The sequence below is a fragment of the Nocardia sp. FDAARGOS_372 genome (assembly GCF_002554515.1).
GTDB classification, from domain to species: Bacteria; Actinomycetota; Actinomycetes; order Mycobacteriales; family Mycobacteriaceae; genus Nocardia; species Nocardia farcinica.
In genome coordinates this window covers 4,618,373-4,632,477 of record NZ_PDDW01000001.1, presented here as the reverse complement: position 1 = coordinate 4,632,477, position 14,105 = coordinate 4,618,373, and the positions used below count along the sequence as shown (strand labels likewise).

12 protein-coding genes are annotated in these 14,105 nt (G+C 69.6%); 2 read left to right on the top strand and 10 right to left on the bottom strand.

The window, feature by feature from the left end; all coding sequences use genetic code 11:
• Positions 1–419 precede the first annotated feature (419 nt).
• Positions 420–2,792 (bottom strand): lysylphosphatidylglycerol synthase transmembrane domain-containing protein, encoded by a 2,373-nt coding sequence (locus CRM89_RS21780; RefSeq protein ID WP_011212117.1) that lies wholly within the window; start codon positions 2,790–2,792, stop codon positions 420–422.
• A gap of 238 nt (positions 2,793–3,030) precedes the next feature.
• Here CRM89_RS21780 and CRM89_RS21775 point away from each other — a divergent pair, with 238 nt between their 5' ends.
• Together CRM89_RS21775 and CRM89_RS21770 are read left to right on the top strand one after the other, a co-directional pair.
• Positions 3,031–3,669, top strand: a complete 639-nt coding sequence (locus tag CRM89_RS21775; RefSeq protein WP_086849450.1) for a GDSL-type esterase/lipase family protein — start codon at positions 3,031–3,033, stop codon at positions 3,667–3,669.
• Between the two features lie 54 nt (positions 3,670–3,723).
• Complete coding sequence (locus tag CRM89_RS21770) at positions 3,724–4,701, top strand: DUF5996 family protein (protein WP_098085942.1); 978 nt, start codon at positions 3,724–3,726, stop codon at positions 4,699–4,701.
• On the opposite strand, the gene CRM89_RS21765 is transcribed toward CRM89_RS21770, so the two are convergent.
• From CRM89_RS21765 to rpsF, 9 genes are all read right to left on the bottom strand, one after another.
• The gene (locus CRM89_RS21765) at positions 4,702–5,820 is read right to left on the bottom strand and encodes a nitronate monooxygenase family protein (protein ID WP_011212114.1); all 1,119 of its coding nucleotides are present in this window, start codon (positions 5,818–5,820) and stop codon (positions 4,702–4,704) included. It lies immediately after the preceding gene.
• Between the two features lie 251 nt (positions 5,821–6,071).
• Positions 6,072–7,421 (bottom strand): wax ester/triacylglycerol synthase family O-acyltransferase, encoded by a 1,350-nt coding sequence (locus tag CRM89_RS21760; protein ID WP_098085939.1) that lies wholly within the window; start codon positions 7,419–7,421, stop codon positions 6,072–6,074.
• Between the two features lie 168 nt (positions 7,422–7,589).
• On the bottom strand, positions 7,590–8,201 hold the full coding sequence (locus CRM89_RS21755; protein WP_060593959.1) for a class I SAM-dependent methyltransferase: 612 nt from the start codon (positions 8,199–8,201) through the stop codon (positions 7,590–7,592).
• A gap of 134 nt (positions 8,202–8,335) precedes the next feature.
• Positions 8,336–10,033, bottom strand: a complete 1,698-nt coding sequence (locus CRM89_RS21750) for a cutinase family protein (protein WP_086845603.1) — start codon at positions 10,031–10,033, stop codon at positions 8,336–8,338.
• Between the two features lie 167 nt (positions 10,034–10,200).
• Positions 10,201–11,583: a replicative DNA helicase gene (dnaB, locus tag CRM89_RS21745; RefSeq protein ID WP_098085936.1), complete on the bottom strand. Its 1,383-nt coding sequence runs from the start codon at positions 11,581–11,583 to the stop codon at positions 10,201–10,203.
• Between the two features lie 640 nt (positions 11,584–12,223).
• A complete protein-coding gene (gene rplI / locus CRM89_RS21740) occupies positions 12,224–12,682 on the bottom strand; it encodes a 50S ribosomal protein L9 (RefSeq protein WP_060593962.1) in 459 nt (152 codons plus the stop codon).
• Between the two features lie 17 nt (positions 12,683–12,699).
• On the bottom strand, positions 12,700–12,951 hold the full coding sequence (gene rpsR, locus CRM89_RS21735; RefSeq protein WP_011212108.1) for a 30S ribosomal protein S18: 252 nt from the start codon (positions 12,949–12,951) through the stop codon (positions 12,700–12,702).
• A 60-nt stretch (positions 12,952–13,011) separates the two neighbouring features.
• The gene (locus CRM89_RS21730) at positions 13,012–13,548 is read right to left on the bottom strand and encodes a single-stranded DNA-binding protein (RefSeq protein ID WP_011212107.1); all 537 of its coding nucleotides are present in this window, start codon (positions 13,546–13,548) and stop codon (positions 13,012–13,014) included.
• A gap of 138 nt (positions 13,549–13,686) precedes the next feature.
• Positions 13,687–13,974, bottom strand: coding sequence for a 30S ribosomal protein S6 (rpsF, locus tag CRM89_RS21725; RefSeq protein ID WP_011212106.1), 288 nt, complete (start codon positions 13,972–13,974; stop codon positions 13,687–13,689).
• Positions 13,975–14,105 lie beyond the last annotated feature (131 nt).

Genomic DNA, 14,105 nt, shown 5'->3' with positions numbered 1-14,105 from the left:
TCCCCACCCCCAGACCCTACCCGCCCTTCGCGGCGCTCATCAGGTCTGGGCCTGATCGAACTGGCGCCGCTGACGCAGCACCGAAGCCGTCCCATTGCACCACCGGTGACGAGGGCCCCTCCAAGGGGGCGCCGCAATGGCTGGCCGGCCCGGTCACCGCCGCGGAACGCGTCGAGGCATACCGGGCGAATGCCCTGTTCGACGCGCACCGTGACGGCCCGGAGTTCGGTACCGATTCCTGGCCGACGAAGCCAGTGCCGCAGGTGAGCCGATGGCCGGTCGGACGGCGTGGCGGATCTGCTCGGCGAACCGATGGTGGAGTGTCTCTGACGGGACAATAGGCTACGTTACCGCCGGTTTCAGGCAGTTCCCGCCGTACATGGAAGTTCTCTGGATGAGCGTGGTGGATCACATCGAGGCTAGATCATGTCCTTCGCGGTCATCCACCGCATCGTCAGCCAGCCGCAGAAGACGGGCAGCCAGCAGGTCAGCACCCGGTAGAGCAGCACGGCGGGCACGGCGATGTCGGCGGGCAGGCCGAAGGCGGCCAGGCCGCCGATGAGCGCCGCCTCGACCGCGCCGACACCGCCGGGGGTCGGCGCCGCCGAGGCCAGGGTGCCGCCGATCATGGTCACGATGGTGACGGTGACGAATGTCGTTCCGCCGCCGAACGCTTCGACGCTGGCCCACAGCGCCCCCGCCATGCCGAGCGTGATCGCCGCGCAGCCGCCGACGATGGTGGCGAAGCGTTTCGGATCGCGCGCCAGCTGGCCGAGTTCGCCGAGGACTTCCTGTAATTGGGGCCGCACCGAATTGTTGAGCCAGCGGCGCAGCTTCGGCACGAACATGAAGGTGCCGATGATGCCGACACCGACGCCCGCCGCGAGGTAGATGATGGTGGGGTCCGGCACGAAGTGCGACAGGTCCGCCGAGGTGCCCGCCACGATGCTGAACAGCACGAGCAGGCTCACATGGGTGATCACCTGCACCGCCTGTTGCAGTGCCACCGCCGCGGTGGCCCGCACCGCACCGAGCCCGCCCTTCTGCAGGAACCGCACGCTCAGCGCGAGCCCGCCCACCCGGGCCGGGGTGGTGGTGGCGGCGAAGGTGTTGGCGATCTGCATGATGACCAGATCGCGCATCCGGACCAGGCCCGACGCGCACGCCCACAGCGCGGCCGCGGCGCCGACATAGGTCAGCGAGGACACCGCCAGGCCGAGCAGCGCCCACCACCAGTTCGCCGTGCGCAACTGGGTGAAGAACGTCGGCACCGCGCTGATGAACGGGTAGGCCACGTAGACCAGGCCGATGAGCAGCACCAGCTGGATGATCTGGTTGCGCGAGAAGCGGGTGATCTGGTCGGCCTCGATGCGGTCCTGCCCGGTCTGCTTGCGCACCTCCTCGCGCGCCTCGGACACCCGCTTGCCCCATTCCGGCAGCGCCACCCGGATTCCGGAAGGCATCGCCGATTTCGTCAGCCTGCGGGTCGCGGTCAGCACGGTCTGCTCGCCGAGGGTGGCGATGGCCGCGGCGACGGCGGCCTCCTTGCCGTGGATCGCGGTCGTGGTGACCAGCAGTTGCGCGATATCGGTCTGCAACTGGGTGTCGGTGGCGCCGAACTCGGCGTTGCCGAATCCGGTGAACAGCACCTTGTCGCCGTCGACGCGCACGTCGTCGGGGCGCAGGTCGCCGTGCGCGACACGGCCGGTGTGCAGCGCGTCCAGCGCCTGCCACACCGTCGGCAACATCTCGGCCCGGGCGGTGTCCAACGGCTGTCCCGCGGCGACGGTGTGCGCGTAGAGCACCCAGCCGCGGTCCAGCGCCGCCACCGACACCACGCGCTGACCCGCCAGCCCGAGATCGCCCACCGCGATGGCCATCAGCGCGCGGTGCTCGACGGCCCGGTGCATCGAGCCGTGCATGGCGGCGGTCTCACTGCTGCGGAAGGTGAGCCAGCGCCACAGCATCCGCAGCGCGCCGTGACTGCGCTGGTTCTTGCCGTACAACTCGACGGTGAGTTCGCGTTCCGGCCCGTCCACGGCCGCGGCCAGCACCAACGGGCCCGACCCGGCGGGCCTGCGCACGGTGAACCCGGTGACCCGGTGGCCTTCCCGCCGCAGGACCCGTACCGCGGCCTCGAGCGGCACCTCCAGCGCGGGCGTGCCGACCACCCACACGATCAGCGCGCCCACCAGCCAGCCGACGGCCAGGCCGAACATCGCCCGCGCCGGAACGACGGTGCTCACCACCAGGTGGATGGGAGCGAAGGCCAGCAGCAGGAACCACCACCACCGGCGCGGCCGGGTCGGCAGCCACGGGCTCGACACGGTGAGCACCGCGGCCAGCATGGCGATCCAGCGCGGATCGTCGAGGAACTGCGAGAGGAAGGTGTCGAGCCGGTCGGGCACCTGCAGATGCCACTGCGGTGCCGACAGGCCGGTGCCGGTGATGGACAGCAGCAGCCCGGCCACCAGACCGGCGGCGGCGTAGCCGGCCAGCAGTTTCCACTGCCTGCCGATGACGAGCTCGATGAGGATCGCGAACGGCAGGATCAGGATCGCCACGCCGTAGAGCAGGTAGACCAGGTTGGACTGATCGGGGGTGAGGAAGCCGACGATGTCGGAGACCGAGCGCTCCAGCGCCAGCCATTCCGGCCGGGTGATCACCGAGGCCGCGATCACCACCGCCAGCCACAGTGCCGCGAGCATGACTCGGACGATGTCGGTCGTCCGCCGGGTCAGCGGCTGTAGCAGGCTCCCGGTGACCGGGATCTCCCGCCCGTCGACTCGCATGTCGTATCGGCACTTTCGGATCGATTCGCGCTGGCTCGGCCACCCTCAGCGCACGCTCCGTGAGTATGCAGCAGGTCGCCGCGACCGCCGGGCACCAACACGCCGCAGCGGGCTCGCCGGCGCGCGGTGCCGCTCACGGCCGATCATCACCCTGCCAGAAACCCGGCGCCCGGGGGGAGCCCACCCCGGTACCGCCCGGCGTCCGGCCGGTGACCGGCGACCTGCCACGATCGAGCGCATGCTCGACGATGTCCGCGTCTGTTTCGCCGGCGACTCCTTCGTCGCGGGAGTCGGTGACCCGCACGCCCTCGGCTGGGTGGGGCGCCTCACCGCGACGGCCATCCGGGCGGGCGTGCCCCTCACCGCCTACAACCTGGGCGTGCGGCGCGAGACCACGCCGATGATCGCCGCCCGGCTGATCGCCGAATGCGGGCCACGACTGCCCGCGGACGTCGCCGCGGGAGTGGTGCTCAGCTGCGGCGTCAACGACGGCACCCGGGAGGACGGCACCGTCCGCGTCGCGGTGCCGACCGCGACGGCGGCGATGCGGGAGCTGCTCGCCGCGGTGCACGCGCGCGGCTGGCGGGCGCTCGTGGTCGGCCCACCCCCGGTCGACGACGACGCGCACAACGAGCGTTCCGCCGCGCTGGAACAGTCCTTCGCCACCGTCTGTGCCGCCGCCGGCGTCTCCTTCCTGCCCGTCCACCACGCGCTGCGGTCGAACGAGGTGTGGATGCGCGAGGTCCGCGCGGGCGACGGCGCACACCCCGGCGCCGCGGGTTACGCCGAACTCGCCGCGCTCGTCGAGCCCACCTGGGGCGCCTGGCTGGACGGCTTCGCCGACGGCGGCGCGGCGGGCCGCCACGTGCCGGGGTGACGATCTTCGGCAAGTCACCGGCACACCGACGAGCATCGCCCGTACCGTGGCCCTATGACCGAGTCAGCAGAACCGCTGCCCGCGATCCCTCTGGACTCCTGGCTCCCCACCAAGGAGACGCTGCACCGCTTCTCCCAGGTCGTCGGCAAGGTCGCCCTCGCCAAGGGCATCCGCCGCAATCACTGGTGGCACATGACCTTCCGGCTCACCGCCCGCGGCTGGACCACCGTCCCGCTCGGTGACGCCCGCACCGGGCCGGTGTTCACCTGCACCTTCGACTTCTTCGACCATGTCCTGCGCATCGCCACCGACGAGGGCGTCCAGGTCGAATTCGATCTGCCCGGCAAATCGGTGGCGGCCTTCTACACCGACGTGCTCGGCGCCCTGGGCGACCTCGGCATCGACCTGGTGATGCGCAACCCGCACCCGTTCGACCTGCCCGACGCCGACCGCCCGTTCGAGGAGGACACCGAACACGCCGACTACGACCCGGACGCGGTGCGCCTGGCCTTCCAGGTGCAGAGCCGGGTCGGGCGCATCCTCGAGGAGTTCAGCGCCACCTACTCCGGCAAGATCAGCCCGGTCCAGCTGTTCTGGCACACCTTCGACCTGGCCGTGCAGCGGTTCTCGCCGCGGCGGGTGGACATGCCGGCCAGCGTCGACCCGGTCACCCGTGAGGCGTACTCGCGGGAGGTGATCAGCGCCGGCTTCTGGTTCGGCGACGAGAAGGTGCCCGAGCCCACCTTCTACTCCTATGTGGCACCCGAACCCGACGGGCTCAGCGACCGCCCGCTGCGGCCCGCGGGCGCCCGGTGGGTGGCATCCGGGTCCGGCCATTCCGCCTACTACGCCTACGACGCCGCCCGCGACACCGAGGACCCGGTCGGCGCCGCGCTGGAGTTCTTCCAGACCGTCTACCGGCAGGGCTCCGAGCTGGCCGGATGGGATGCCGCGGCGCTGGCCTGCTGGGGCGGCATCACCGATCCGGTGCTCGAGAAACGCGCGGGCCGTTGGCCGGAATGGCCGGACTGATCAGCTGTTGAGCTTGTTCAGCCGCTCGCACGCCTCCACGTACTGGTTGACCAGCCGCTCCATCACGTCCGCGGACCGCTCGACCTTCTTCATCATGCCGACCACCTGGCCGACCGGGTTGAAGTTGACGTCCTTGGCCGCCTCCGGGTAGCGGTGGCCGCGCTTGACGCCCTCGATCGCGACCATCATCTGCAGCGGCATCGGCAGCGGGTCGGGGGTGTCGGCGCGTTCCCACGCCTCGGTCCAGTCGTTGCGCAGCATCCGCGCGGGCTTACCGGTCCAGGCCCGCGAGCGGACGGTGTCGTGGCTGGAGGCGTCGATCAGCGACTGCATCTGGGCGGGCGGCACATTGGCCTCCTCGACCGTCAGCCAGATCGAGCCGGTCCACGCGCCCGCCGCGCCCATCGCCATCGCCGCCGCGATCTGGCGGCCGTCGCCGATACCGCCCGCCGCGAGCACCGGCAGGTCCCCGACCGCGTCGATGACCTGCGGCCACAGCACCATCGAGGAGACCTCGCCGCAGTGGCCGCCGCCCTCGGTGCCCTGGCAGACCACGAAGTCCAGCCCGGCTTCCTTGTGCTTGAGCGCGTGCTTGACCGACCCGCACAGCGCGCCGATCAACCGGCCGGAGTCCTTGATCTGCTGCACCACGTCCTCGGGCGGGGTGCCGAGCGCGTTGGCCACCAGCTTGGCCTTGGGGTGCTTCAAAATCACCTCGACCTGCGGGCCCGCGGTGGTCGCGGTCCAGCCGAGCAGCTGGTTCGGGTGCTCGCCCTCGGGCAGCGGCGGCACGCCGTGATCGGCCAGGATCTTCTCGGCGAACTCGCGGTGGCCCTGCGGCACCATCTCGGCCAGCTTGGCCTCGAGTTCCTCCGGGCTCAGGCCCTCGATCCCCTTGCCCTCGTACTTCGAGGGAATCACCAGGTCGACGCCGTAGACGCCGTGGACGTGCTCGTCGAGCCAGGCCAGCTCCACCTCGAGCTGTTCGGCGGTGAAGCCGACCGCGCCGAGCACGCCGAGGCCACCGGCATTGCTGACCGCGGCCGCGACGTCGCGGCAATGGGTGAAGGCGAAGATGGGGAACTCGATCCCCAGCCGGTCGCAGATTTCGGTACGCATCGGGTGCTGGTCTCCCTTACCTGCGCCGCGGCCTGCGGAACGCGGGCGGCGAACGCTCTAGAACGGGTTACATAGACGCCGTCTCGTGTTCTAGTCGAGCGCGGCTCGATGACACCCGGCCCGGTCGAAACTGCCGCATACCGCGAGTATCGCCATGACGCGGTGGTGCGGCGACCGACCGGAGGGTGCACCATGCAATGACAGTAACACGTTCTAGTTTTGTAGCGGGATACCCAATTTTCCGCCCCGCGTCAGACCGCCTCCTCCAGCGCCGCCAAGGCGTCTTCCAGATGATCGAGCAACCGGTGCAGATCGGGCACGGCCCGACGGCAACCCACCAACCCGAAGTCCAGATTCCCGGCGTTGGAGGTGAGGGTGATGTTCACCGCCTGGCCGTCGAGCGGGATCGACAGCGGGTAGCTGGCATCCAGCCGCGCACCGTTCCAGAACATCGGCTCCCGCGGCCCCGGCACATTGGAGATGACGATGTTGAACGGCGGCGTGGTGAACGGGATCAGCGCGGGCAGCAGATTGATCGCGATCGGGCTGATCATCAGCGCCGACAACGCCATCGACTGCACCGGCGTCAACGAGCGATACACCTCCTTGCTGCGCCGCATCGACTCCGCGACCACCCGCAGCCGCTGCACCGGATCGGCCACGTCGGTGCCCAGGTTCGCCAGCAGCGCACCCACCTGCACCCCGTCCGGCTCGTCGTCGTCCTGATCGCGCAGCGACAGCGGCACCATCGCCACCAGCGGCCGATCCGGCAGCGCCGCACGGTCGAGCAGATACGCGCGCAGCGCCCCCGCCGACATCGCCAGCACCACGTCGTTGAGGGTCGTCCCGGTCGCCTTGCGCACCTGGTTCAGCCGCTCCATCGGCCACGACCGCACCACCGCCCGCCGCGCCCCGCCGATCGGCACGTTGAACAGCGTGCGGGGCGCCTCGAACGGCAGCGTCGACTGCTGGCGCAGCAAGGCCGTGCCCGCCGCCCGCGCCACCGCGGGCACCGAACCGGCCGCCGCGGTCAACTGCCGAGCCGCGCCGAGCACTCCGCCCGGCCGCGCCGGCTTCGACCGAGGCGAGCGCGGCAGATTCCACGGCACCCGCGGCGGCGCGGCCGGATCCTCGGTCAGGGTGCGCCGGATCAGCCGCTGGGCCGACACTCCGTCGATCAGCGCGTGGTGCATCTTCGAATACAGCGCGATCCGCCCGTCCCGCAACCCCTCGATCAGGTGCAGCTCCCACAGCGGTCGGTGCCGGTCCAGCAACGCGCCGTGCAGCGCGGCGACCAGGTCGAGCAACTGGTCGTGGCTGCCCGGCGTCGGCAGGGCCACGCGTCGCACGTGGTACGCCAGATCCACCTCGGCCGCACGCGTCCAGTTCAGCAGGCTCGGCGCCCCCAGCAGGTTCGCCGGGTGCTTGCGGAAGGTGGGATGCAGCTCCCCCGACGAGAGCAGTGCGGCGTGCGTCTGTGCCGCGAAATCCGGTCCCGCCCCCTCCGGCGGTTCGAACAATTGCAGTGATCCCACGTGCATCGGTTGCTCGCGGGATTCGGCCAGCAGGAAAACGGCATCGATCGGTGCGATGAGATCCATCGGTGAAGGTCGCCCCCTGACGACGGTGCCGGGCTCGCGAACCACACGAGCCCGTGACGGACATGGACGGTCGACCACGCTGTCGAATTGGGCACGTGCGGCATGAAGCCCCCTGCACGATGGCACCAAGGTACCGTCCGCCGGCCGCCACGGCAGCCGATCGGTGGCTCAGATCTCCTTCTTCACCAGCAGATACCCCTGATCGCCACGCTCATCGGGCAGCGGCGCGCGCAACATCCGGGCGACCACGGTGAAACCGGCCGCCCGAGCCACCGCGCCCAGCCGCTCCGGCGGCCACCGGAACGCCCGAATCACCTTGTGTTCGTACGGAACCGGATCGGCCTCGCCGTCCACCGCCTGGAACCCCAGCAGCGCGTGCCCACCCGGGCGGAGTACCCGGAAGAACTCGTCCAACACGGCGGGCACCCGCTCCGGCGGCAGGTGGATCAGCGAATACCAGGCCAGCAGGCCGGCCAGCGCGTCCGCGGGGAGATCGACCCGCTCGAGCGAACCGACCTCGAAACGCAACGCCGGATACTCCGCGCGCGCGATCTCGATCATGCGCGGGGACAGGTCGATACCGAAGACGTCCAGCCCGGCGTCGGCCAGGTATCCGGTGAGCCGACCCGGCCCACAGCCGAGATCGGCGACCGGCCCGTCGCCCACCAACTCCGCGAAGACCGCCAGCGCGGAACGCTCGAAGGGGTTGGCGGCGAGCACGTCCCGGGCCATGTCGGTGTAGAGCTCGGCGACGGCGTCGTAGGCGGCGGCGGTGTCCATCCCGCCATCATGCCGGGGCGAGCCACCGACCGCTCGGAGCGGTCGCCGCGAGATGGACGCGGGCTGATCTCCCCATCGCGTCGCGTGACCGGTGTCGTGGCGGGTTGGCGACGCGGCCTGGCCGCCCGTGTCCGCTACCGGCCGCTGGGTGCCGGGGTGGTGGTCGTCGGCGCTACCGGGACCGACGGCTGGGTCGCCGCGGCGTCGGTGGTCGGCACCGGTGCCGCGGTGGTCGTCGGCGCGGCGGTCTTCGGGTCGGCGGTCGTGGCCGGGGCGTTCGTCGTCGGTGCCGTCGAGTTGCCCGTCGTGGTCGGGGCCGCGCCGGTCGTCGTCGGTGCGACGGTGGTGGTCGGCGCTGCGGTGGTTGGCACAGTCGCGCTCGGGGCGGCGGTGCTCGGGGCGGCGGTGCTCGGTGCTCCGGTGGTCGTCGCCGCGACGGTGGCCTCGACCTCCTCGTACGCGGCGGCCAGTTCGGCGGGCGCGGGCTTGGTGGTCGTGTTCAGCGGCACCCCGGCCTGCGCCTGCTTGGCCAGGTGGGTGAGCCACGCCGCGGCGTATTCCGCGGAGGTCAGCGGCTTGCCGGCGGAGGGGTCGGCGTCGTCCCAGTAGTCGAAGTGGTGGCCGGAGTGGTTGGGGCCGAGGGTGAGGTTGTAGGGGTCGCTCAGGATCACCGGGATCGTGTTCTGGTTGGTCACCAGCAGCCCGATCACCTCGTTGAACAGCTTCTGCGGCAGATACGCCAGCGGCGACATCTCCTCGGCCGCGATCGCATCCGCCCGCGCGGGCTCCCGCGGCGTCTCGCCCGGCTTGTACTCCGGATCCGACACGCGCAGCAGCACCTCGAGGAAGGTCTCGTCGCTGGCCATCCAGTTCGGCTGCGCGGCGATGTCGGCGAAGGCGGCCATCGCGATCTGCCCGAGCACCGCGGCGACATCACCACCGGTCGCCGGGGTGAGACCCTCGCGTTCGAGCCGGTCCACGTCCAGCTGCCTGCCCACGTTCACCACCAGCTGTAGCAGCGAAATGTTCTGCGGCGCAGCACAGGTCAGGTCACCGTCGGAGCAGAACGAAGCGATCTTGCCGTTCAGCGCGCCGAAGTCGCCGCTGGTGCCGGGCAGCGCCCCCTGGCCGGGCACGGGAGTGTTGCCGTTCTGGTACTGCTGATCGAAACCGTCCGGGTTGGCGAACGGGTCCTCGGCGCCGGGGAACGGTCCGTCGCCGGCCGAGCGGCCCGCGTCGGCCAGGATCACCACGCCGACGACCTGCGTCGGATCGACCACCGCGTAGGTGCCGTCGGCGCCCGCCTCGTCGTGACCGATGCCCATCGCCACGCGACGCACCACATCGGCGCCCTCGCTGTAGCCGACGATCGCGAAGCGGGTGTCCGGGCAGGCCTGCGCGATCTCCCGCATCACCTGCTGGGTGTTCGCCACGCCCGCGTTCACCGCGTCCTCGTAGGTGGCCATGTTCGCCGGGTAGGCGATATAGACGGCGGCGTAGGAGCCGGGATCGACGTCGTCGGCGGGCGCGTTCACCACCGGGTTCAGCCACTCGCTGTTGTGATCGCCGGAGAGCGCGGCGGGCAACGGGTTGCCGTTGGCGTCGACGAGCATCAGCGTCGAGCCCTCGCGCGGGGTGTCGTTGCGCCCCGCCACCGAGATCGACACCATGTCGTGACACTCCGTCACCGACGCCTTGAGCTCGGTGTCGACGGTGCTCGACGGCGATGTCAGCGCCCACGACGCGGCCACCACGGCCGCCAGGCCGAGTACCGCGGGCGCCACGACAGCAGGCGCGATCCGATGCCGAACGAAGAACTCGCGAAGAGCCATGTCCCGGTCCCCAATCCATTTCCCACGAGCGGACGGACAGGCCCCCCGACGGGCCGTATGTCACCTAGCACGTCGGAACCGAGAACAAGATCGTTACTACCGGGCAACCGACATCACGATTCGGTCGCGCAACGCCCCAGTGGCCGCAGGCGTTCCCTACCGCCCCACTACCCTCGCGCCATGTCCACGAACCGGCTCAAGTGCAGCTGATGGGCGACGGTGATGGTGGCGGTCGGCCCGTTCCGGTGCTTGCCCACGATGAGGTCCGCCTCGCCGCCGCGCGGATCGTCCCGCTCGAACGCGTCGGGCCGGTGCAACAGGATCACCATGTCCGCATCCTGCTCCAGGCTGCCGGACTCGCGGAGGTCGGAGACCATCGGGCGCTTGTCGGTGCGTTGCTCCGGGCCGCGGTTGAGCTGGCTGATGGCCACGACCGGGACTTCGAGTTCCTTGGCGAGCAGTTTGAGGTTTCGGGAGAAGTCGGAGACCTCCTGCTGGCGGGATTCGACCTTCTTGCCCGAGGTCATCAGCTGAAGGTAGTCCACGACAACGAGTTTGAGGTCGTGGCGCTGCTTGAGCCTGCGGGCCTTGGCGCGGATCTCCATCATGGTGAGGTTCGGCGAGTCGTCCACGAACAGCGGCGCCTCGGAGATCTCGCTCATCCGCCGCGCCAGCTTCGTCCAGTCGTCGTCGCTCATCCGCCCCGACCGCATGTCGGCCAGCTTGATCTTCGCCTCGGCCGACAGCAGCCGCATCACGATCTCGGTCCGGCTCATCTCCAGCGAGAAGATGACGCTCGCCAGCCCGTGCTTGATCGAGCAACTCCGCATGAAATCCATCCCGAGCGTGGACTTTCCCACGCCGGGGCGGGCGGCGACGATGATCATCTGGCCGGGGTGCAGGCCGTTGGTGAGTTCGTCGAGCTCGGAGAAGCCGGTGGGGACGCCGAGGGAGATGCCGCCGCGGGAGGCGATGGAGTCGATCTCGTCCATCGTCGGTTGCAGGAGTTCTTCGAGGGGGAGGAAGTCCTCGGTGGTGCGGCGTTCGGTGACCTCGTAGACCTCGGCCTGGGCGCGGTCGACGACCTCGGCGATGTCCTGGCCGTCGGCGCCCGCGTAGCCGTACTGGACGATGCGGGTGCCCGCTTCCACGAGGCGGCGCAGGATGGCCTTCTCGGCCACGATCTCGGCGTAGTAGCCGGCGTTGGCGGCGGTCGGCACGGTCTGGGTCAGGGTGACCAGGTAGGGGGCGCCGCCGATGCGCTTGAGTTCACCGCGGCGGTCCAGGCCCGCGGCGACGGTGACCGGGTCGGCGGGCTCGCCGCGACCGTACAGGTCGAGGATGGTGTCGTAGATGGCCTGGTGCGCGGGGCGATAGAAGTCGCCGGGCCGGATCACCTCGACGACGTCGGCGATGGCGTCCTTGCTGAGCAGCATGCCGCCCAGGACGGACTGCTCGGCCGCCATGTCGTGCGGTGGCTGGCGCCCGAAGTCCTCACCGGGAGGCTCGGGCGGGAAATCGGTGTGCCCGCGGTCATCGGTGGTCGTCACCAGCTTCGACCGTCCTCTCTGCCCGACGATTCGGCCCCACGATCGGGTTCCACCGTATGGATGACTCGTGTTCTACCCCCGGGCACCGACAGGTCGGCGGTGATCGTCCCGGGCCGTCCAGCAACCTCGCGACCACCTCGTCCGGCGCGGGTCGGTTCTGGACAATGCGAGGACACTAGGCGACCGAATCCGCCGTCGCCAAACCGAGCTGTGCACGAATCTGTGGATAACTTGGGGAGTGTTAACCACAGGTGTGTGCACCCCCTGTGGAAAACTTGGGGAAAACCAAGGTCAACGCCGTGATTTGCGCTGATAGATGCTGATTTCCGCATCTATAAAGGTGTGGATAGACAAAGTCGCGGCGTGTCGCCCGAGATGAACAACCGGGCGTGTTGGGTAAACAGCATGCGCGCAGGATATGAACTGAATCACATTACAGGCGGTCGGTTTTCGTGGCTGTCCACCGGTGATCCACAGGACATCGCGGACGAGGGCATATCAGCGGCGCTGATCTCGTCCCCCTGTCCCGCCGGGTGGACGGCAGAACAGGGCAAACTCCTCGCAACAGGTACGGAGCGCAGCCGTCATCACCCCCGTGTCGGACACGGGGGTGATGACGGCGGAGAGAATCGCGCCCGGCTCAGGAGGCCGCGGCGTCGACCTGCAGGTCGAACTTCGCGGTCACATCCGGGTGCAGGTGCACCGCGATGGTGTGCTTGCCGGTCGACTTGATGTGCGTCTTCGGCAGCTCGATGCTGCGCTTGTCGATCACCGGGCCACCGGCGGCCTTGATCGCGGCGGCGACATCGGACTGGGTGACCGAGCCGAACAGCTTGCCGGTGCCCGCGGTCTTGACCGACAGCGAGACCGCGGACAGGCCCTCGATGGCCTGCTTCAGCTCGTTGGCGTGGTCGAGGTCGCGCACGCGGCGGGCTTCCTGCGCCCGGCGGATGCCCTCGACCTGCTTCTGCGCGCCACGGCTGGCGACGATGGCCAGACCGCGGGGCAGCAGGTAGTTGCGGCCGTAGCCGTCCTTGACCTCCACGGTGTCGCCGGGGGCACCGAGGTTGTCCACGTCAGCAGTCAGAATCAACTTCATTTGCGTGCCTCCCTTACTCAGCGAGCCGTCGACACGTAGGGCAGCAGAGCCACCTCACGCGAGTTCTTGACGGCGACAGCGATGTCCCGCTGATGCTGCACGCAGTTGCCGGTGACGCGGCGGGCGCGGATCTTGCCCCGGTCGCTGACGTACTTGCGCAGCAGCGTCGTGTCCTTGTAGTCGATGGACACGTTGCCGGACTTGCTCTCCTTGCAGAACGTGCAAGCCTTCTTCTTCAGCACCTTTTCGCGCGCGGGCGCTTTAGGCATGGTCTTCTACCTTCGTTTTCTGGTATGTGGCCCGCGCGGACGCGGGCCTGTGAAGCCGTCTCAGAACGGCGGTTCGTCATCCATGCGGCCGCCCCCGAAGGAGCCGGCCGCGGGCGCGCTGCCCCACGGGTCGTCCTCGGCCGCGCCGGAACGACTGCCACCGCCACCGGACCGGTCGGACGCGTAGCCGCCCCCGCCGCCGCCACCGAAACCGCCGCCGCCCCCACCGCCGCGGCTGGCCTTGTTGACCTTCGCGGTGGCGTAGCGCAGCGAGGGACCCACCTCGTCGACCTCGAGTTCGACGACCGTGCGCTTCTCACCCTCGCGGGTTTCGTAGGAGCGCTGCTTGAGCCGTCCGCTCACGATGACGCGAGCGCCTCGGGTCAGGCTTTCGGCGACGTTCTCCGCTGCTTCACGCCAGATGTTGCAGCGCAGGAAGAGCGCTTCGCCGTCTTTCCACTCGTTGGTGTTCCGGTCGAACACGCGGGGCGTGGACGCGACGGTGAAGTTCGCGACCGCCTGTCCCGCGGGCGTGAAACGCAATTCGGGGTCGGCCGTCAGGTTTCCGATGACGGTGATGACCGTGTCGCCTGCCATGTGGTTCCTCCTGCTCGGTGTGCAGTGCCCGGTCGAGGCTGCCCGGACTGTTCGCGGGACGCACTCGCGGTGTTTGCGCTAGAGCCTAGAGTCAGGCACCGACGCGCACGAGCGACATGCGAACAACCCGGTCGCGGCCTACTTGTCGTGGCGCAGAACCTTGGTGCGCAGCACCGATTCGTTGAGGCCCAGCTGGCGGTCGAGCTCGTTCACGGTCGCGGGCGACGCGGTGAGATCGATGACGGCGTAGATGCCCTCGGCCTGCTTGCGGATCTCGTAGGCGAGACGGCGGCGGCCCCAGATGTCGACCTTGTCGATCTTGCCGCCCTCGGTCTTCACGACGCCGAGCATGTTCTCCAGGGACGGACCAACGGTGCGCTCGTCCAGGCTCGGATCGAGGATGACCATCACTTCGTAATGACGCACGGACCAATCACCTCCTGTGGACTAGGAAACGGCCACGGACGGTCCGTGGCAGGAGGGTCGTTGCGTCAGCAACCCGACAAGGCTACATGAGGGGGTCCTGAGCAGCGAAATCGCCCCGTGACCGGCGCCGC

Excerpts from the sequence above, each read along its gene's own strand:
- CRM89_RS21755 (WP_060593959.1), bottom strand. The coding sequence starts at position 8,201 with ATGGACACCGCCGCCGCCTACGACGCCGTCGCCGAGCTCTACACCGAC.
- rplI (WP_060593962.1), bottom strand. The coding sequence starts at position 12,682 with ATGAAGTTGATTCTGACTGCTGACGTGGACAACCTCGGTGCCCCCGGC.
- rpsR (WP_011212108.1), bottom strand. The coding sequence starts at position 12,951 with ATGCCTAAAGCGCCCGCGCGCGAAAAGGTGCTGAAGAAGAAGGCTTGC.
- CRM89_RS21770 (WP_098085942.1), top strand. The coding sequence starts at position 3,724 with ATGACCGAGTCAGCAGAACCGCTGCCCGCGATCCCTCTGGACTCCTGG.
- CRM89_RS21730 (WP_011212107.1), bottom strand. The coding sequence starts at position 13,548 with ATGGCAGGCGACACGGTCATCACCGTCATCGGAAACCTGACGGCCGAC.
- CRM89_RS21765 (WP_011212114.1), bottom strand. The coding sequence starts at position 5,820 with ATGCGTACCGAAATCTGCGACCGGCTGGGGATCGAGTTCCCCATCTTC.
- CRM89_RS21780 (WP_011212117.1), bottom strand. The coding sequence starts at position 2,792 with ATGCGAGTCGACGGGCGGGAGATCCCGGTCACCGGGAGCCTGCTACAG.
- CRM89_RS21775 (WP_086849450.1), top strand. The coding sequence starts at position 3,031 with ATGCTCGACGATGTCCGCGTCTGTTTCGCCGGCGACTCCTTCGTCGCG.
- CRM89_RS21750 (WP_086845603.1), bottom strand. The coding sequence starts at position 10,033 with ATGGCTCTTCGCGAGTTCTTCGTTCGGCATCGGATCGCGCCTGCTGTC.
- CRM89_RS21760 (WP_098085939.1), bottom strand. The coding sequence starts at position 7,421 with ATGGATCTCATCGCACCGATCGATGCCGTTTTCCTGCTGGCCGAATCC.